21 protein-coding genes are annotated in these 19,496 nt (G+C 54.4%); 11 read left to right on the top strand and 10 right to left on the bottom strand.

What is annotated here, in order from left to right; genetic code table 11:
- Positions 1-31 precede the first annotated feature (31 nt).
- On the top strand, positions 32-898 hold the full coding sequence (locus KIH26_RS00445; protein ID WP_213441383.1) for an SGNH/GDSL hydrolase family protein: 867 nt from the start codon (positions 32-34) through the stop codon (positions 896-898).
- 2 nt (positions 899-900) lie between these two features.
- Here the strand turns inward: KIH26_RS00445 and KIH26_RS00440 are convergent, their stop codons facing one another.
- The 10 genes from KIH26_RS00440 to lptA all read right to left on the bottom strand — a co-directional run bounded on the left by KIH26_RS00440 (position 901) and on the right by lptA (position 11,280).
- Entirely contained in the window at positions 901-2,409 is a 1,509-nt protein-coding gene (locus tag KIH26_RS00440) for a PglL family O-oligosaccharyltransferase (RefSeq protein ID WP_213441381.1), read from the bottom strand.
- Between the two features lie 77 nt (positions 2,410-2,486).
- Entirely contained in the window at positions 2,487-3,965 is a 1,479-nt protein-coding gene (locus tag KIH26_RS00435; RefSeq protein WP_213441379.1) for a PglL family O-oligosaccharyltransferase, read from the bottom strand.
- Positions 3,966-4,014: 49 nt separating this feature from the next.
- On the bottom strand, positions 4,015-4,782 hold the full coding sequence (gene tfpZ, locus KIH26_RS00430) for a TfpX/TfpZ family type IV pilin accessory protein (RefSeq protein WP_503005129.1): 768 nt from the start codon (positions 4,780-4,782) through the stop codon (positions 4,015-4,017).
- A gap of 100 nt (positions 4,783-4,882) precedes the next feature.
- Positions 4,883-5,386 (bottom strand): pilin, encoded by a 504-nt coding sequence (locus KIH26_RS00425; protein WP_213441376.1) that lies wholly within the window; start codon positions 5,384-5,386, stop codon positions 4,883-4,885.
- A 187-nt stretch (positions 5,387-5,573) separates the two neighbouring features.
- A complete protein-coding gene (locus tag KIH26_RS00420; RefSeq protein WP_213441374.1) occupies positions 5,574-6,077 on the bottom strand; it encodes a pilin in 504 nt (167 codons plus the stop codon).
- 214 nt (positions 6,078-6,291) lie between these two features.
- Positions 6,292-6,750, bottom strand: coding sequence for a putative toxin-antitoxin system toxin component, PIN family (locus KIH26_RS00415; RefSeq protein WP_213441372.1), 459 nt, complete (start codon positions 6,748-6,750; stop codon positions 6,292-6,294).
- Positions 6,747-8,102, bottom strand: a complete 1,356-nt coding sequence (locus KIH26_RS00410) for a THUMP domain-containing class I SAM-dependent RNA methyltransferase (RefSeq protein ID WP_213441370.1) — start codon at positions 8,100-8,102, stop codon at positions 6,747-6,749. Before KIH26_RS00410 ends, KIH26_RS00415 begins: the two co-directional genes overlap by 4 nt.
- Before the next feature lie 128 nt (positions 8,103-8,230).
- Positions 8,231-9,847, bottom strand: coding sequence for an RNA polymerase factor sigma-54 (rpoN, locus tag KIH26_RS00405; RefSeq protein WP_213441368.1), 1,617 nt, complete (start codon positions 9,845-9,847; stop codon positions 8,231-8,233).
- 30 nt (positions 9,848-9,877) lie between these two features.
- Positions 9,878-10,645, bottom strand: coding sequence for an LPS export ABC transporter ATP-binding protein (gene lptB, locus KIH26_RS00400; protein WP_213441366.1), 768 nt, complete (start codon positions 10,643-10,645; stop codon positions 9,878-9,880).
- The gene (lptA, locus tag KIH26_RS00395) at positions 10,642-11,280 is read right to left on the bottom strand and encodes a lipopolysaccharide transport periplasmic protein LptA (RefSeq protein WP_213441364.1); all 639 of its coding nucleotides are present in this window, start codon (positions 11,278-11,280) and stop codon (positions 10,642-10,644) included. The genes lptB and lptA overlap by 4 nt, the downstream gene beginning before the upstream one ends.
- 92 nt (positions 11,281-11,372) lie before the next feature.
- Here lptA and modB point away from each other — a divergent pair, with 92 nt between their 5' ends.
- The 10 genes from modB to KIH26_RS00345 all read left to right on the top strand — a co-directional run bounded on the left by modB (position 11,373) and on the right by KIH26_RS00345 (position 19,438).
- On the top strand, positions 11,373-12,032 hold the full coding sequence (gene modB / locus KIH26_RS00390; protein ID WP_213441362.1) for a molybdate ABC transporter permease subunit: 660 nt from the start codon (positions 11,373-11,375) through the stop codon (positions 12,030-12,032).
- Complete coding sequence (locus KIH26_RS00385; protein ID WP_213441360.1) at positions 12,032-13,168, top strand: ABC transporter ATP-binding protein; 1,137 nt, start codon at positions 12,032-12,034, stop codon at positions 13,166-13,168. Before modB ends, KIH26_RS00385 begins: the two co-directional genes overlap by 1 nt.
- A gap of 8 nt (positions 13,169-13,176) precedes the next feature.
- Positions 13,177-13,842 (top strand): hypothetical protein, encoded by a 666-nt coding sequence (locus KIH26_RS00380; protein WP_213441358.1) that lies wholly within the window; start codon positions 13,177-13,179, stop codon positions 13,840-13,842.
- A gap of 7 nt (positions 13,843-13,849) precedes the next feature.
- A complete protein-coding gene (locus KIH26_RS00375) occupies positions 13,850-15,106 on the top strand; it encodes a S1C family serine protease (protein ID WP_213441356.1) in 1,257 nt (418 codons plus the stop codon).
- A gap of 59 nt (positions 15,107-15,165) precedes the next feature.
- Positions 15,166-16,035: an indole-3-glycerol phosphate synthase TrpC gene (trpC, locus tag KIH26_RS00370; RefSeq protein ID WP_213441354.1), complete on the top strand. Its 870-nt coding sequence runs from the start codon at positions 15,166-15,168 to the stop codon at positions 16,033-16,035.
- A gap of 45 nt (positions 16,036-16,080) precedes the next feature.
- Positions 16,081-16,794, top strand: a complete 714-nt coding sequence (locus KIH26_RS00365) for a uracil-DNA glycosylase (protein WP_213441352.1) — start codon at positions 16,081-16,083, stop codon at positions 16,792-16,794.
- Between the two features lie 16 nt (positions 16,795-16,810).
- Positions 16,811-17,518 (top strand): YebC/PmpR family DNA-binding transcriptional regulator, encoded by a 708-nt coding sequence (locus tag KIH26_RS00360; RefSeq protein ID WP_213441350.1) that lies wholly within the window; start codon positions 16,811-16,813, stop codon positions 17,516-17,518.
- A 162-nt stretch (positions 17,519-17,680) separates the two neighbouring features.
- Positions 17,681-18,163: a DUF3717 domain-containing protein gene (locus KIH26_RS00355; protein WP_213441348.1), complete on the top strand. Its 483-nt coding sequence runs from the start codon at positions 17,681-17,683 to the stop codon at positions 18,161-18,163.
- A 2-nt stretch (positions 18,164-18,165) separates the two neighbouring features.
- Entirely contained in the window at positions 18,166-19,128 is a 963-nt protein-coding gene (locus KIH26_RS00350) for a sodium-dependent bicarbonate transport family permease (protein WP_213441346.1), read from the top strand.
- 7 nt (positions 19,129-19,135) lie between these two features.
- Positions 19,136-19,438, top strand: a complete 303-nt coding sequence (locus tag KIH26_RS00345; RefSeq protein ID WP_213441344.1) for a P-II family nitrogen regulator — start codon at positions 19,136-19,138, stop codon at positions 19,436-19,438.
- Positions 19,439-19,496 lie beyond the last annotated feature (58 nt).

Here is a 19,496-nt window from a genome sequence, read left to right as displayed (position 1 = left end):
ATAGAGTCTGTTTTCTTTTTAAGTTCGTATCATGTCTGCCTTGCACCGCCTCCTCTCCTGCATCACCCTCGGCTGCACACTGCTGCTAGCAGCCTGTGGCTCCGGCTCCACCTTTGAGCCGCTCAACCCCTCACGCGTGATCAGTTTTGGGGATGGTTGGTCTGATCTCACACCCGGCGCGAAAATGACAGTGAATGACGGCACCGTGAATATTTGGGTCGAGCGCGTGGCAACCAGCTATGGCAAGACGATCACAGCTCAGGTCTCAGGAGGCCTCGGCTTTGCGCAAAACGGCGCACGCATCTCAGGCGCAAACTCTATCGCCAACCAAATCACCACCTTCCTCGCCGCGAACACTATCGGTGCTAGCGATCTCCTCATCATTGATGCCGGCGTGTCTGAGTTGGCTGCCTTAGCCATTGATCCTGCGAACGCCACCGACTCAGCCCTGGCCATCGCCGCTGACGCCGCAGGCCGCGCACTCGCATTACAGGTGCTGCGACTGACTGCAGCCAACGGCAAACATGTTGTCATCGCCAACTCACCCGATCTCGGCAAAACACCTTTCGCCGCCACACGAGGCCGCGCTGCTGGCTTCACAGCCGCCACCCGAGCCTTCAACGATGGCCTCAAGATCGGCTTGGCCAACGTCACCAACAGCGTACTCCTCATTGACAATGAAGCCTACGTCACCACCCTCTACACCACCCCCAGCAACCTCGGCGGGGGCGGTAATGCTACGGCCGTGGCATGCCCAGGTGTCGCCTCCGCTTGCACTGCAGCTAACGCTAATCCAAGCTACGGCGTCTACCTCTTCGCAGACGATCGCCACATCACACCCCGTGCACACAACTTACTCGGCGAAAACGCCTACAACAAAATCAAAGCGCGCTGGTAAATTTACCCAGGCTTCTTAGCCCATAACGCATAAGCATGCGGGTAAGCAATGCGATAGCGCTTCAAGTGAAACGCAGCCACATCGTCCAGCCCCAACATCACGCTTGATTCAATCAATTTTTCAATGATGCGCGGCTCAGGCGACCAGCGCACCAACTCGCTCGACAACTCCAACACACGTGGTGCACTCTCGCGAGACAGAGGTGTGATTTGCAACTCCGCAAACTTTGCGTGGCTTTGGAAAAACACACTCTGCTTCGCAGCACCTAGCGGATCAGCGGCATACCAAGCGCTCCTCTGATCTGGTTGCAAATAAATCTGGCTCACACGGTGGTAATCAAACGCCACAAATCCCGTAGCCACCAAGAGCAGGATTGCAAAACTACGTACTCCTAATTGAATAGCACTTCGCGCAGAATCTGTGCCGGCGATCAGCCAATTTCGCCATAAATCTCCGCACAAAATCCCGATGCATATCACAGCCGTCATAAAGAACGGCCCATACCACAGCGGATATTCCAGCATGCTGTGAATCCCGATCACCAAGAGCACCCCCCAAGCCAACTGCCGATCAAGCCGCGTTTCGGCCCAGGGCTTGTTCTTCCAAATCAACCACCCCACCAGACCACAAAATCCAAGAGCCACAGGCAGCCCCAGCTCCACGGCCAAATGCAAAGGCAAGTTATGCGCGTTATCCAGCATCTCCATAAACCGCGCCCCAGAAAAATCCGAGCTGTAATGCACATAAGCCAACGAACGCCAACCATGGCCTAACAGCGGTTCACGCCAGATTAACTCCAAAACATTACTCCACAAATCGATGCGAGAAAACGCATTGGTGTCATTGATGCGTGAAAGCAATCCAATTGATTCATTATTTAGCGAGCTCACCACCCACGGCATCGCGGACACCCACAATGCATACCAAGCAATGCCACCTAAGACGAACCTTACTGTCACTTCCTGAAGCGATTTGCGCCACATGAATATCAGCGCCACGATGGTTAGCCACTGTAATGCACCGGTTCGAGAGGAAGACATCGCCAGACCCCAAGCTGCCCAAGCAGTTAGCACCCAAATCACTAGCCTCCAAATCGACCCATTGCTGTCTTGCCCCGTACTCAAGCTTGGCTTTACTAGTCGATCCCTGAATCCTAGCAATAGAGCAAGCCACCCCATCACACAGAGGCTAGCAAACAGATTACGTTGCCGAAGATTCGCATAGGCCTGCCCTTCTGCAGACTCCGAAACCCAAGGTACAAATTGATTTGATACACCAACAAACTGTAGTGTTGCAATAGCCACGCTGATAGACGCGGCCAGAAGTAACGAGAGCTGGAAGCAGCGGCTGTTACGATGAAGATCAAGCAAAGCAATGGTTAATCCAAGCATCGCCAATACCCAAGGCATCAAGCTCTGAGAAGGTCCATATTCATATCCCCACAACCAAGGAATGATGAGTACAAAAACATATCCTATCGATCTAGGAAGTGTCATGGTAAATTGAATCAATATTTGTAGCTCAACTCAAGCGATAGTCTACGAGATCGTTGTGTCATCGCATTCGCTAGATCCGACACTTAGAGCAATCACTTTTGTTCGGTAGATTGCAAGATACGCCATTCTTCATACTCTTTAGGCCATGCAGCTTTGTATCTCATCGTGTGAAGTTTGACCAAGTCTTCGCGGCCAGCAATTGTCGCCGCTTGCAATAGTCTACGAATGATGCGTGAATCGGGCGCTATTCTTAAGGCTTGCTGCGCCGCCTCTAGCATGAGCTCTGCGTTTGCTTTTGTTATTGGGATTTGAAGTACTTGTCCGATAAGTGCATGAGATTTAAACAAGACGGAGCCTTGTGCAGTTTTCATCACATCTGGGCCGTACCATTTGGAGCGAAATTGTGGTGGTAAATAGAGCTGGCTTGCGCGGTGATAATCCAAAGCTAAAAGCGCCAGAATAGAAAGAGAAAAGGTAGCCAACATCCATCTCATCCTGACTAACACAGCATTTTCCTGGGACTGAAGAACACCCGTTTGAGAGCTAAATATGAGAACGAGCGCCAAACCAAACATCAATTGAAAATAACCAAACCAAAGCGGAAATTCAACCAGGCTATGGAAACCAATCATCAATAAAACTGACCAGCCTAGCCGCTCGCTGGCTTGCTGGGCACGCCACGGCTTGAATCGCCACAGTGTCCACAATAAAAATAGAAATATGCCGGCTGCGAACGGCACACCATATTCAACCGCCAGCTGCAAAAATAAGTTGTGTGCATTTGAGAGCTTTATACAAGCGCGCTCACCCTCCATCGGCTGAATATAGTGCGCATACAAAAGCCCATCCCATCCCCAACCTGTCCATGGGCGCATTTGGATCAGTTCAATGACATTCGACCAAATCACCAAGCGACTCTGGCAACTGCTCGCTAGAGATATACGAAACAAAAGCCGACGCGCCACTTCCACGTCATAGAACGTCTCAAGAATATAAGGAAAAACCGAACCAGCCACCAATAAAACCGCCGCCCCGGCAAGCAGCCAAGGCATCATTTTGTTCACTGCCCAGGGCCGCCAATACAGCAGCAGCGCAACGACACAAAGCAACTCAATCAATCCAGTACGAGAGGCGGCCACTGCATGCCCAAGCATCAAGCTCACACCAAACAGGACTGCAAGCCAAGTTTTTATTCGCCCGACATAGATCAGATGGATCAGTGATAACAGTCCGACGCTCAGCAGGGTTGCCAGCAAATTCGCTTGTTGAATATTTCCATAAGCGATGCCAGGTTCAGCATAAACCAACCACGGATGGAGCGAGTTTTCTAAATCGAAGTATTGCAACAAGGCAATGACTGCGTTCAGCACGGCAGCAATCAGCCAGCCCCAAGCAATCGCCTCTAGTTTTCGATGGCCCAAACTTGGTAATAAGCACAACAAGATTGCCGCTACCGCCCAAGCCAATAGGTCAGGCAGCATCGCAGGCAGCGGGCCAAGAAGGAAAGGCCAAAGCCAAGGTGCGGCCATCAACACGACAGAGATAAGCATTAAGAAACGATGCTGCGGCATGAAATTGTTTTAACTTCTCTGTTATTGATAGGTTTGAAATGCCAATAGCTTACCAACCATCCATGTGCAAATATGCTACGGGCATAGCAGTTTGCCTATCAACGATGACCACCCAATCCGTGATGGGCTCTCGCACTAAGGGCACGTAACCCAATCTGTTTTCGGGCAAGCCTGTTGCAGAGATTGCGGCATTTAATGTGTCCGTCTTCGATGGATTTTTTTCGCGCAACTTCTTCAATGGTTCAAGTTGCTCGCGCAGGGCTTGTGATTGCTCTGAATAGTCGGTCCATCGCGATGGCCGAAAAGATGGATGGCGCCCCTGCATGGATTGGTTCAAACTGGTCAAGAAGTCTGCGTCAGTTGACTTAGACAGGCGAGCGCCAATCAAACGCGGACCTTGGTAGCTCAGTGACTGTAGATGGGTGGGCGCTTGAGCAAGATCGTTAGCATCTACATCGATCGCCTGAACGACACGAAAGCGATTGCCTTCAAAAGCCAAAAAGACTGGCCTTGCTGCCGCAACTTGCGCTAAGCCGTAAAGCAAGGCTGCGAGCTGCATAACAACAATGAGGCTCAAATCAAAATACCATTTACGCTTTGATTTAGCAGGATCGAATAGCACCAAGGTTAGTATGGGGCCACACACCAGATCAACGATCACGATCAAAGTAAACAGGCCACGCCCCCCCACGAGCTCATCGTATGGAGAGGGATACCAAACACCAAAGACCAGCACTGCAGCAAGCAAGGCGATCAACACACTGCACAACAAGTGCACCATTGCAGCCCGAAGGGCTGATTGCAATCGCGTTCTCATACAACCAATATGCGAATTAAAAGAAAAAGAGCGTCTAAGACGCTCTTTGAAGTAACGTGTGATTAAGTATTTTAAAACTAACTCACCGCGCCAATCTAGCTTATTTGCACTCTGAAGGCGCAAAGCGTGCTGGCAATGTGCCGGCAGTTGTGCCCGTGAAGGAACCTGCAGCTGCACCAACAGCCATGCAGCGCCAAGCAACAGATTGCGCTGGAGGCGTGAAAGCTGCTGTACCTGTAGGCAGTGCACTACCTGCTGGCGCATTTGGATGCACACGCAGAGTACCGTTGCCAGCTGCGGCAGTGGTTGTGATGATGATAATGCCTGTGCCAGGAGCAATTGATACGCTTGCTACGTTACGAGAGGCAGCTGGTGGGGTGTAGCCAGTGGAGTATCCAGCAGCGTCACCTTGTGGGTTACCCGAAGCCAACACGTCTTGAACGTTGACTTTTGCAGCGGAAGCAGCTACCAAGCCTTCAGACACACGCGCACGCACGGTGTAGTCTTGATAAGCCGGCAAAGCCACAGCAGCCAAAATACCAATAATCGCAACCACGATCATCAGCTCGATCAAGGTAAAACCTTTTTGAATTGTCCGTTTCATAATTTCTCCTGAAATAACTTAATGCAGTCAGATACTGCAATTGCTATGCCAATCAGCTGATAGAACCTAGATATTGAAAATATTTGTTTTCTGAGTAGCGAGAGTGGCACATTACAAAAACTTGGCCCAATAAAAAGAGCGCTCAGAGCGCTCTTTTTGTTTTCCTGCAATAAGCGGGAAATCTAGCTTATTTGCACTCTGAAGGCGCAAAGCGTGCTGGCAACGTGCCGGCAGTTGTGCCCGTGAAGGAACCTGCAGCTGCACCAACAGCCATGCAGCGCCAAGCAACAGATTGCGCTGGAGGCGTGAAAGCTGCTGTACCTGTAGGCAATGCGCTACCTGCTGGCGCATTTGGATGCACACGCAGAGTACCGTTGCCAGCTGCGGCAGTGGTTGTGATTTCGATAACGCCTGTGCCAGGAGCAATCGATACGCTTGCTACGTTGCGAGAGGCAGCTGGTGGGGTGTAGCCAGTGGAGTATCCAGCAGCGTCACCTTGTGGGTTACCTGAAGCCAACACGTCCTGCACGTTAACTTTTGCAGCAGAAGCAGCCACCAAACCTTCAGACACACGTGCACGCACGGTGTAGTCTTGATAAGCTGGCAAAGCTACAGCAGCCAAAATACCAATAATCGCAACCACGATCATCAGTTCGATCAGGGTGAAACCCTTTTGAATAGAACGTTTCATTAAATTCTCCTTAAGTGTGAATGAAAGCATCTTTGTTCAGCAATCAGCGTGCCAACTTGTATTTGCGATGTTTCGAAGCGCGTTCTGACGGTTTGATGTATCGATTTCGTGACGAATCTTGCGCTTTGTGAGCTATCCGTAGGATTTGGTTTGGGTTTTTACCAACTCTAGACCGGCTCGACCAAGCCATACGGTGTCATGCTTGACATTTTTGTCAGGCAAGAAGTGTCGTTGTGACAAACACGGACAGTTTTTCTAACCTTTTGCGCATGGAGGTCACAGCTTTGTCTTTGCTGATAAGGGTGACTTTTTGGCCGGGGGCTTGCCCGGCGAGTTGAGCGGCTAGGTCGATGAAGGCTTGGTCGTCTGGGTCTTTGCAGACGTAGGGGGCTTTTGCTGTGGGCTGTTCGTAGATTTGGACGGCTTGGTCGAAGGCGGCCAAGATGTCAGCGGGTGTTTTTTCGTAATAGCTCAACTTGGCAGAAATATGCGCGTAAGTTAGTACACGCTCCAGTTCATTGCGCATGTGGGCGGTGGCTAACCAGCTCAGACGCTTTGATTGGAGTTGTTCTCGCAAAACCGCCGTTCGTGGATCTTGAAAAAGGAAAAGGTCTAAAACGATATTGGTGTCTAGGATGACAATGCCTTCCGGCACTTGGGGCTCTCTGCTCATGCCGAGGCAGAGCTTGGCTCTGAGGGTGTTGCGCGCCGGCCTTGGATATCGAAGCGAAACAAACGACACTCTATCGGCCCATTCCACAGGGGGACTCTGCGGGTTTCTTTGAGGCGCATTTTGCCGGGGAGCTTCATATCGGGAACGAGCAGATGCGCTGTCCAGCCGTCGAAATGGGTTTTCCAGTGTGTGGCGAGTTGAGGGAAGAAATCGCCTTCGTCTTGGTTGAATTCAGCGGTTTCGCGGGCGGGTCGCGTGCCTGCGCTCATTGGCGGTGACTCCATCGGACGATCAAATTCATCGCGAAGTCCACGTGGCGAATGATCTGAACGGACGGTATGCACGCGTGGTGAAGCTCGACCACCAGTACCGGCCACGCCAGCCACTTCAATGCGCTCGCCATACGGGGGGTTTGTCAAAATCACAGCGCCTTGTGGCGGCACATCGCAGGGCGGCTTGCGCTGCAGTGCATCGCCGCCACGCAGCTGCACAAGCTCACCTACGCCAGCCAAGTCGGCATTGCGCTGCGCGAAATCGACCATGCGGTGAGCCACATCCGAGCCGTAGATTTCTAAGGTATTTTGGCCTACGGCCGGCATGGATACTGCGCGAAGTGCTTCTGATTTCATAGCATCCCAAACATGCTTTTGGAAAGGCAGCAAGCGCTCGAAGCCGAAACGGCGCTGGCCGCCGGCGGGGATGCCTAAAGCAATTTGGGCGGCTTCGATGGCTATCGTGCCGCTGCCGCAGCAGGGGTCGTACAGCGGTTGATCGGGCTGCCAACCGCTGGCGGCGATCATGGCGGCGGCCAAGGTTTCTTTGAGCGGGGCATCGCCCTTGTCTTGCCGCCAGCCACGTTTGAAAAGCGGCTCGCCACTGGTGTCCACATACAGGCTCACATGCTCGGCGCTCAGGTGCACATACACGCGAACCTCAGGGCGCTGGGTATCGACGCTGGGGCGCTCGCCGGTTTTATGGCGGAAGCGGTCGCAGATGGCATCTTTCACTCGGAGTGCGGCAAAGTTGAGGCTTTTGAGTGGGCTGCGGGTGGCGGTGATATCGATCTTGAAAGTCTGTTTCGGTGTGAACCAGATTTCCCAGGCGACATCACAGGCGGCTTCGTAGATGTCGTCTTCGCTTCGGTAGGGGCGCTGCATCACGCCAACCAACACTCTGCTGGCCAAGCGGCTGTGCAAATTGAGCTCTAGGGCTTGGCGCCAGCTGGCTTTGACAGCGACGCCACCCATTTCCTGGCGCACGGATTCAGCATCACCGATGATTTTGGCGGCTTCGGCGGCGAGGTAAGTTTCTACACCTCCGGCGCAGGGGAGGAAGAGGTGGAGGTTGTTCATGGTAGTTGGCTTTTATGGGGAGCGGAGTTAAATGGGGTCGGAGCAAAATTTCGTCTGTGCGTTGTTTCGCGCCGGGGAGATCATGACCCATGAATTGTGATCCGACCCCATTTAATCCCTTTCTTCGCTCAGAGGGTCTTACGCAAACTCGTCACAGGAATGCGCAACGCTTCGCGATACTTGGCCACCGTGCGGCGGGCGCATTCTATGCCTTGTTCTTTGAGCATGTCGGCGATGGCGTTATCGGAGAGGGGCTTGGCTTTGCTCTCAGCATCGATGAATTGCTTGATGAGTTCGCGTACGGCTGTTGAAGACGCAATGCCGCCGGTTTCGGTGGTGAGCGCTGAGCCGAAGAAATATTTGAGCTCGAAGGTGCCGTAGGGCGTGCTCATGTATTTGGCTGTTGTGACGCGGCTGATCGTCGATTCGTGCATACCGATTTCATCAGCGATTTCGCGCAACACCAAGGGGCGCATCGCTACTGCGCCATGCTTGAAGAAGCTGCTTTGCCGCTCAATGATGGCTTGGCTCACGCGCAGGATGGTGTCAAAGCGCTGCTGCACATTTTTGATGAACCAGCGCGCTTCTTGCAGGCGGGTTTGCAGGCCTTGCACGGCCTCCGTTTTTTTGCTGCCTTTCAAAGCGTTGGCATAGAGATCGTTCACATGCAGGCGCGGCATGACTTCAGGATTGAGTTGAGCGACGAAGATGACTTGCCCTCTGCGCTTTTCTGCGCGTACGATCACATCGGGGATCACGATGTTGCGCTCGACTTGCGCGAATTGACGTGCTGGCTTGGGCTCTAGGCGGGCGATCAAGGCAATGGCGGCTTTGATCACATCTTGTGAGTTGCCCGTCAATTGAGCCAAGCGCTTCACATCGCGCTTAGCGAGCAGCTCAAGTGGGTGCTCCAAAATAAGAGTCGCAGCCTGCACCACCTCATCATCTGCAAAATCTGGCCTCGCGCGCAACTGAAGCTGTAGGCATTCCGCCAAATTTCGAGCACCCACGCCAACGGGCTCTAAATTCTGCAGCCACTTGAGAGCAATGCTAAAGCGCGCAATCAACTCCTCCACATCTTCCAGTGTTGAAGCGCCCAAGCTCTGAGCAAGGCTTTCAAAATCGTCTTCTAAATAGCCATCGTCGTTGAGCGATTCGATCAACATGTACAGCGCAGCGCGATCTTCTTGCGAGAGGCGCAGTGAGAGCGCTTGGCGGTGCAGATGCTCTTGCAGGGTGGCGCTCGTTGCGTTGTTTTCTGTGGGGTCGTAATCCCCCTCGCCTTGCGCGGCGCTGGCGCTGCGTGTGCCAGCGTCCATGCCCATTTCTAGATCGTGGCTGGTATCGTCAGTGGCGTTTTGCACGCTGTCGCCATCCCAATCGGTGGGTTCTGTGGCGGGGGCAGTTTCATCGCTGCTGGCCGAGAAACTCTCGTTTTCAGCATCATTTGAGCCGGTAGGCGGCATAGAATCTGCGCGAGATGCTATAAAATCAGTAGCATCCAAGTTGCTCTCTAATTCTTCATTGCGCAGCTTCTCATCATCGCGCTGGCTGCGCTCCAGAGCGATTTGCTCTTCGTAGCCCAGCTCCTGTGCCTCCTGCTCCAAGAACGGATTGTCTTGAATCATCTGCTCGATCTCTTGGGAGAGCTCGAGCGTAGACAACTGCAGCAAACGGATCGATTGCTGCAGTTGCGGCGTGAGCGCCAAATGCTGAGAGACGCGAAGACTTAATCCCGGTTTCATATCTTGCTGTTAGCCCGCAGGCCAACTGGCTTACATTCTGAAGTGCTCGCCTAAATACACGCGGCGAACGTCGGGGTTGTCAACAATCTCGGCTGGCGTGCCGCGCGCGAGCACGCGGCCTTCGCTGATGATGTAGGCATGATCACAAATACCCAGCGTCTCGCGTACGTTGTGATCGGTGATCAGCACACCGATGCCTCGGTTTTTGAGGAAGCTGATGATGCGCTGAATCTCGATCACAGCAATCGGGTCAATACCGGCAAAGGGCTCATCAAGCAAGATGAATTGCGGGTTGGTGGCCAACGCTCTGGCAATCTCCACGCGGCGGCGCTCACCGCCTGAGAGCGCGAGCGCCGGCGAATCACGCAGATGATCGACACGCAAATCTTTCAGCAATTGCTCCAGCTGTTCATTCAATGCGTCTTTAGAAAGCGGTTTACCGTTTTCATCGCGCTGCAACTCGAGCACAGCTTGAACGTTTTCCGTGACGTTGAGTTTGCGAAAGATGGAGGCTTCTTGCGGCAGATAAGACAGCCCCATGCGCGAGCGGCGGTGGATGGGCATGTTTTGCGCTGAATGCCCGTTGATGCTGATCTCGCCTGCGTCCGCGCGTACGAGGCCCACAATCATGTAAAACGAAGTGGTCTTGCCAGCGCCGTTAGGCCCGAGCAAGCCGACCACCTCGCCTTCTCTGACGGCGAGCGATACATCTTTGACCACTTGCCGAGCGCCGTAGCTCTTCTGTAAACCACGGGCTTCGAGCAAACGAGCCGGCTCAGCCAAGGCTTTTTCGCTCACTTCTTGTCCCCGCCGATGGTGGTGCTGGGGCGTAGTGTCGCTGTCGAAGCGGGTACGGAAGGCGAAGCGGAAGCGGCTGGTGTTGCCGCGCGTGGCGTGAGCACGGCGCGTACTCGCCCGCCGGGAGTGCCTGCGTTGGCAGGGCTGCCGCCCGAAACACTGAACACATCGCTGGTGTTGTCGTAGGTGATCAATGCACCCTGGGTTTCGTCTGTAAGTGTCGCGCCGCGTAAACGGCGCATATTCGCATTGCCACGGAAACTCACGTTATCGGCCTTGCCGTCATACACAATGCTCTCAGCTTCGCCTTCGATCCATTCATCGCCCGCATCGCGCTTTTGGCGGAAGAAGGCGCGCTTGCCGCCTGTAGAAGTGGCTGTGCCGAATTGGAAGCCTTCATTATCTTGGCGCACTTCCACGCGATCCGCACGAATGATCATCGTGCCCTTGGTGATCACCACATTGCCAGTGAACACACTGGTTTGCTTCACATCGTCATAGCGCAGGGAATCGGCCTCGGCATTCATCGGCTTGGAGCGATCGGCTTTCTCAGCCCAGGCGCTGGACAGCGCGAGCGCGCAGATGCAAGCAAGCGCACTGGCTCGCTTTGAAAAATGAGAGAGGAGGAGCAACATGGTTTGCAGCTTCAAAATAATTGGTCTCAAGTGTACTTCACGACGGCATAATTATTGCTTTCTCAGGCTCGACGCACAGGTATCATCACAACATGGATTGGCAAGCCGCCCGCGTCTCACTCCTTTTAGCTCTCGCCACGGCCGCGCTTCTCTTGCCGCTGGGTTTGTGGCTGGCGCGCTGGCTGGCCTTCACGCAGAGCAGCTTCAAACCTTGGTGCGAAGCCCTTCTCCTGCTGCCCTTACTTTTACCGCCCACCGTGATAGGCTTTTATTGGCTCATGGCATTTGGTCAAGGCACAGCCCTAGGCGCTTGGCTGCGCGATGTCCTCGGGCTTCGCTTGGTCTTCAGCTTCTGGGGTTTGCTATTTGCCTCGCTGCTGATCAATCTGCCTTTCATGGTGCAGCCCATCCAGCGCGCTTTTGCTGCGATTGCGCCCAGCGTGCGCGAGGCCGCTTGGGTAGGCGGGCTATCGCCTTGGCAAACCTTTCGCCGCATTGAGCTGCCCTTGGCCGCGCCTGGTGTGCTCGCTGGGATTGCGTTGACGTTAGCACACACTCTCGGTGAATTCGGTGTGGTGTTGATGGTGGGTGGCTCGGTCGAAGGCCAGACGCGTACGCTATCGATCGCAATTTACGACCGCGTGCAAGCCTTTGACGAATCAGCTGCGCATTGGATGGCTGCAACGCTTGTGCTCTGCTCTTTGGCGGCGTTGGTGGCGGTGTTTATGAGCGAGCGCAGGAGGCGTGCTTGATGAGCACCGGCTTGCAAGTGCGTTTGCGCAGCAACAGCCCCGTGCGCTTGAATGCAGAATTTGACTGCGCGCCGGGTGAGCTGGTGGCATTGGTAGGCGCATCCGGCAGTGGTAAGACAACGCTGTTGCGCACGATTGCTGGCTTGCATCAGAGCGCAGATTTGGCGGGCACGGTGCAGCTCGGTGATCAACTTTGGATGGACAGCGCGCAACGCATTCGCCTGCCGGCTCAGCAGCGCCGCGTGGGTTTGGTATTTCAGCATTACGCATTGTTTCCACACCTCAATGCTATTGAAACAATAGCACTTTGCGCAGATTCTATGCCGGCAAATGGCCTAAAAGCCTCAAAAAATACTGCAAAAATCTGGCTGGAGCGCTTGGGGCTTTCTGAACTGGGCGAACGCCTGCCGCACCAACTCTCCGGCGGCCAGCAGCAACGTGTGGCGCTGGCTCGGGCTTTGGTGCGCATTCAAAACGGCAAGGGTGTGTTGCTCCTGGACGAACCATTCTCAGCCGTCGATGCCCCCATGCGCCAAGTGCTCTACCGCGAGCTCGCGCAGCTGCGCCAAAACTTGAATGTCCCCATCATTTTGGTGACTCACGATTTGCACGAAGCCCGCCGCTTGGCAGACCGCATCGTGATCATCGATGCCGGCGAGAGCCTGCAAAGCGGCGCGCCCGCGCATGTGATGCGCAGCCCACGCAATGCACGCGTGGCGCAACTCGTGGGAATCCACAATCATTTCCATGCGCAGTTTCACAAAGCTGAAAGCGGCCACGCATTCCTGCACTGGGGCGATCTGCGCCTCAAAGTGCGCGATAAAGGCAAGATCGACAGCGGCACGCAAGTCACATGGGTGATGGCTGGCGAAGCCGTGCAAGTGTTTTCCTCCAGCGAGGCAGCCGCGCCACAAGACAATTTGCTGAAATGCAGCTTAAGTGAAATGCTCCCCTTGGGCGAAATCAGCCTCTGCCGCCTCGCCGTACAAGGCACGCCAGACACCATTCAGCTCAATCTGCCCACCGCCCAACTCAGCGCCATGGGCTTGGCTACAGGCGACAGCATCTGCCTACGTGTGCCCCTTGACTCAGCGCACATCATGCCGCTGCGCGACGATGCGAACGCTCCGAAATGAGTGGAATAATGATAAAAAATGCTTGCTACAAAATGATCAGTTTTATACATCCTCAGGTACGCCTTGGCTTAAAAATATCCGTTTTGCCCGTGCTGCTTGGATTGGTATCCTGCGCGCCTACAGCCCCGTACGTAAATGCCGTAGCAGCCAATGCCGCAAGGGTCGAGATCGATGCGCAAGGTGTCAATGCAAACAACTGGACGCTATACACCTTCGACAAGGGCGACACCTGCCAAGGAAGAAAGATCGTTGGGGGGAGCAGTAGCAATAAAACCGCAGAAATTCGTATCGAACCCGACAAACGTCACAGCTATGCTCTTTACCTGCAAGACGGAGGCTACACATGTAGCATTGCGGTGAGTTTTGAAGCCAAGGCCAGTAATATTTACGGCTTAAGAATGTTTTGGGATCAGCAACGCTGCTACATGATCGCGCTCAACACAACCAAGTCGATCGCCGGTGATAAAGAGCCATCCGCGGCACGCCGCACACTCAGAGCGGCCTTCGTTGAAGCGGATCCGTGGTGTACCCCCCTCAATTCAGCGGATCTGGGCAAACCTATGGAATCGAGCTCCAGCGATCCCAACCGAGCCCAAGTGCCCAAGACACCCGATGGCTCGCGATCTGGTACATCACTGGATGATTTGAAAGATTTATTACCCAAACAACCCTGACATCTCTATGAGAACCACATCATCGATACCCACCCTCATCTGGGCTGCAGGCTTACTGATCTCCTCGGGTGTCAGCACCGCCAACGAACTTACTTCGGAACAACTGTTCGAGAAAGTGGCGCCTAGCGTTTGGGGTGTCACCACCTTTGACAAGAGCGAGCGAGCCTTAGCCACTGGCAGCGCCGTCGTGATTGCACCCGGTACGCTGATTACAAACTGTCATGTGCTGGCCAAAGCAGCCTCATTTGCCATCAAAAGAGACAATGTCTCGTTTGGCGCGACCTTGCAGCATGCGGATACCGAACGTGATCTGTGCCAGATCACCGTACGAAATTTCAGCGCACCCGTGGTTGGTATCGTATCAGTTGACACTCTTAAAGTTGGGCAGAAAGCGTTTGCTATCGGTAATCCGCGCGGCCTAGAAGTGACGCTCAGCGACGGCTTGGTGTCTGGCCTGCGGCGCAGTGACGACGGAAAAACGATCGAATTCGTACAAACCACTGCGCCCATTTCGCCAGGCTCAAGCGGTGGTGGCTTATTTGACAACCAAGGCCGCTTAATAGGTATCACCACGTTGATCAGGCGTGACTCACAAAATCTCAACTTCGCCGTGCCAGGCAGTTGGATCGCTGAGGTGCCAGCCCGAGCCCAAGCGGCTCTTGCTGCACGGGAAAATGCACAAAACGCAACGACGGTGGCCACCGGTGCGCGTGTGGGTGCTCAAAAACGCGGCGCTTACCACGTGGGTCAAATTTTGGAATACACCATCACAGATCGCATGACCGGTCAGCAGCAGTCGGTCAACTTGCGAGTAGACCGCTTCGATGGCGATAGCATCGTCTTCAACGGCGGCGACCGCACCGAAAACTTGAACGGGCGCGTCTTGATCTCCAAGCAACGCAGTTTGTCAGAAATCGATAGCCTCAACGGCCAAGGCGGCTGGGTCACTGCAGACTCTGCACGGCAAGGCCAGTGGTCCGTCAACTCGACTGCACATTTGCAACCAGAAATCCGATACAAATTGTCAGCGAATTTTGTTGGCGAAACCAAACTCGTTACACCAGCCGGCGAATTTGACACGCGCATCTTCCGATTCACGGGATTTCGCGAAATCACCACGTCTCGCGGTGGCTACGGCACAGGCTACGAGGCGACAGCTTGGTATTCAGAGAGTCTTAAGCGAATTGTCAAGCTCACTGCCTACGTTCCCGGTTCTGCTGGAAAAATTGACGAAGAAATTGTGTTGCAGCGTATCACCAACTGATCCGATCCCGAGCTTAGACCTTCGCATGAGAGCACGCTTATAGCGACGATAATCAGGGTATGACCGATATCCTGAACAAAATCATCGCCGTCAAGCGCGAAGAAATCGCTGCTGCTAAACAAAAAATCTCCCCTGAGGTGTTGCGTGCCGATGCTGAGAGCCGCGTCATCGTGCGTGATTTCGTGGGCGCGATGCGGGCCAAGATCGCTAACGGTCACGCTGCCGTGATCGCTGAGGTGAAAAAAGCCTCGCCCTCTAAAGGCGTGATCCGCGAGGATTTTGATGCGGCAGATATCGCGCAGAGCTATGCATTGGGCAACACAGCAGCCATTATGAAAGCGGAGAAGACGGGCAAGCTCAGTGATGCAGCGAAGGCCAAGATCATCTCGGCGGCCTGCCTTTCCGTGCTCACGGATCGCCAGTTTTTTCAAGGCGAACCCGATTTTCTCAAGCTGGCCAGAGCCTCCTGCGAGCTGCCCGTGCTGCGCAAAGACTTCATGATCGAGCCGTATCAAATTTATGAATCTCGCTCCATGGGCGCGGATTGCATTTTGCTGATCGCGGCTTGTTTGGATGATGCGCAAATGGCGGATCTTCAAGCTTGTGCGCTCAGCTTGGATATGGGCGTTCTCGTGGAAGTGCATGATCGCGCGGAGCTGGAGCGTGCTTTGAAGCTCAAGAATGTGCCCAGCAAAACCATGCTCGGCATCAACAACCGCAACTTGCGCACGTTTGATGTGACGCTGGACACGACCCTCTCCATGCTCGCTGATGTGCCGAAAGACAAATTGCTGGTGACTGAGAGCGGCATCCTCACGCGAGCCGATGTGCAGCGTATGCGCGATGCGAACGTGCACGCCTTCCTCGTGGGCGAGACCTTCATGCGCGCTAATGAACCGGGCTTGGCTTTGGCTGAATTGTTTGCTTAAATACTATAAATTCGATAGCACTTCGCGCAGTAAGTACGCCGGCAAATGAGTGATTTGTTCTCTAATTTAGAAGAAAAGAGCGATTTATCCATCGCCGGCCTGCATGCGGATTGGCAAGATATCGTGCAGGATTTCTTGCAAGCTGCGACTGGCCAATCGCTTCAAAAGTTTTTGCAAGAACGCCGCGCTGCAAACGCGATCATCTATCCTCCCGAGCCTTTGAAAGCGCTCTCACTCACTGCTCTCCAAGACGTACGCATTGTGATTCTTGGGCAAGACCCTTATCACGGTGCAGGCCAAGCTGAAGGCCTAGCTTTCTCAGTAGCTCAAGGCGTGAAAATCCCACCGAGCTTGCGCAATATGTTCAAAGAGCGTGAGCGTGATCTGGGTATCCCTCCAGCAGCACACGGCTCGCTCATGAACTGGGCAGCGCAAGGTATTTTGCTTCTCAACACCACCCTCACCGTGGAAGACGGCCTGCCGGCCAGCCATGCCAAAAAAGGCTGGGAGCAGCTTACCGATAAGATCATCGAAGCCTGCGCTAAAAAGGCATCCCCCGTCGCCTTCCTGCTCTGGGGCGGCCACGCGCAAGCCAAGCAGGAGCTGATCCAAAAGCACAATACGGATCAAAGACATTTGATACTGAAGGCCAATCACCCCTCGCCACTATCCGCATTGCGCCCGCCCGAGCCCTTTATCGGCTGCGGGCATTTCAAAGCAGCGCGGCAGTTCATCGGCGACAACACATTATTTTCTTGAACCTAGGAAGCACATCATGGGCGCACAATGGAAAGCCAAAGGCAAAGAACTCGCAGCGAATGCCAGAGGAAAAATTTTCGGCCGCTTGGCCAAAGACATCGTGGTGGCCGCCAAAGCCGGCGCCGATCCTGCGGGTAACTCCAAGCTGCGCATGGCCTTGGAGCAAGCGCGCAAAGTCTCGATGCCCAAAGACACAATTGATCGCGCCATCAAAAAAGGCTCGGGTACAGGCGCGGATGCGGTTAGCTACTCACATGTGATGTATGAAGGCTTCGCGCCGCATCAAGTCGCGCTCATGGTCGAATGCTTGACGGACAACGTCAACCGCACCGCACCCGAGATGCGCGTGCTCTTCCGCAAAGGGCAGCTGGGCACGAGTGGCTCCGTCGCTTGGGATTTCGATCATGTGGGCATGATTGAAGCAGAAGGCGCGGCAGGATCAGACGCAGAGATGGCCGCCATTGAAGCAGGCGCGCAAGATTTTGAATTGAATGCGGAAGACAACACCGCCCACTTCATCACCGATGCAGCCGATCTCGATGCCGTGAGCCGCGCCTTGCCCGCACAAGGTTTTACTGTGCTGTCAGCCAAGCTGGGTTACAAGCCGAAGAATCCTGTTAGCTCCTCTTCGCTTTCTGCAGAGGCTTTGGAAGAAGTGGAAGCTTTCTTGGCGGCGATTGATGGCAATGATGATGTGCAAAATGTGTACGTTGCTTTGGCTTGATTAGCACTCTAAGCAAGAGAACGCAAAAGACGCAAAAATTGCGCAGAAATCGCAGAAGAAAGCCCTTTTCTTTTTTGCGCTTTTTGCGTAATTTTTGCGTCTTTCGCGTTCCTTTCTTCATTCAGCCAACATGCCCCAAACAAGGGTTATCATCCCTCTCCCATGTCTGATGCCCTGCACGATCCTTTCCGCACCGAGCCTGTCGGCATCCACATCAGCGATATCGAAGCCGCTATCAACTACTGGCGCATCAAAAGCCCCTCGCCCGATGGTGTGACGCTTGCCGCGCCGCTCAGAGCGCTTGCGGAAATTTACGCACTCATGGTGTTTCACAAGCAAGATCGCGCCAGTGAATTTTCCATGCCGAAGAAGGCCATGGATGCCTGGTTGGCCTGGTATGAAAGCACACCAGACACGCCCTGCATCGCGATTTGCTCCACCAGCCAAGGCGATGATTTTTGCAAAGGCTGTGGGCGCAAGTTTGCCGAGGTGCAGTACTGGCCTGAGATGAGCCCAGCCGCCAAACGCGCTGTATGGCAACGCATCACGCAAGAGGGTACTTCTTGGCGATTTAACCGCTATGCTGAGCGGGCGGCCGAGACGCGCGAGCAAGCCGCGATTGCCTCAACACCCTTACTACTCTAAACATGATTGATGCCGTCGTTCTCTTCTTCATCCTCGGCGTGATTGCGCGCCTCGGGAAAAGTGATTTGAAACTGCCGCAGGCTTTGTATGAAGCACTGTCGGTGTATCTCTTGCTCGCCATTGGCTTGAAAGGCGGCATTGAGCTGCACAAGCAAAGCCTCGCTGCAGTGCTTCCGCAAATCCTCGCTTGCATGGCGCTTGGTGCGCTCATTCCTGTGCTCATGACGCCCGTGCTCAAGCGCATGGGTTTCTCGGGTGTGGATAGCGCCGTGCTCGCAGCGCACTATGGCTCAGTCAGCGTCGTCACGTTTGCTGTGGCTTCGAGCTATTTGCAGCGCCAGGGCGTGGCTTTTGAAGCGCATGCCGCACTCTGGGTAGCGGTGATGGAAGCGCCCGGCATTGTGGCAGGTGTATTTTTAGCGCGGCGTGAACTCAATCGCGCAAAGGCGCTTGAGGGCAAATCAGTCGAAGCCAAAGGCAACTGGCGTGAACTTGCACATGAAGTGCTGTTTGGCAAATCGGTGTTGCTGCTTGTGGGCGGTTTGATCATTGGCGCAGTCATGGGCGAGCAAGGCCTTGCGCCGATTGCACCGCTGTTTACCGACCTCTTCAAAGGCGTGCTCGCGCTCTTCTTGTTGGAGCTGGGCTTGGTCGCTGGCGCGCAGTTGCCCGAAGTCAAACGCTATGGGCTGCGACTGCTCGCGGTAGGTATCGTCTCGCCTCTCATACTCTCGCTCATGGGCGCGGCACTGGGCAAAGCCCTCGGTCTATCAACGGGCGGCATCGCCATCCTTGCCACACTCGCAGCCAGTGCCAGCTACATCGCCGCACCGACAGCCATGCGTATGGCTGTGCCGCAAGGCAATGCGGGCCTCTCGATTGCTGCCGCGCTTGGCATCAGCTTCCCCTTCAACATCGTCGTCGGCGTGCCGCTCTACACCTGGTTGGCTCAGAAATTAGCGTGAGGATCACATGGATAAACACCCAAAAAAACTCCTCGTCATCTTCGCCGAAGCCGCCCTCGAAAAACGCCTAGTTCAAGACGCTAAAAAATTCGGCGCGCATGGCTACACCATCTGGGATGTGCGCGGCGGCTCAGACCGTGGCTCACGCGCAGGGAGTTGGGACAACGACCGCACCATCGAGATGAAAACCATCTGCAGCCCCGAAGTAGCCGACGCGCTCGCCGCTCATCTGCTGGCAGAATACGCAGAAGATTTCGGGCTCACGCTCTACTTCGCCGATGTGCAGGTGCTGCGTAGCGAGAAATTTTAAGGGTGTGCTGAATAAGTCAGCGCGATGAAGCAAGCTTGTTTTGGGGATGGGATGCTAG

The sequence above is a fragment of the Variovorax sp. PCZ-1 genome (assembly GCF_018413605.1).
In the GTDB taxonomy this organism is placed as follows: Bacteria; Pseudomonadota; Gammaproteobacteria; order Burkholderiales; family Burkholderiaceae_C; genus JANMDU01.
The sequence above is the reverse complement of the archived record's forward strand: the minus strand, read 5'-3'. Positions and strand labels throughout refer to the sequence as shown.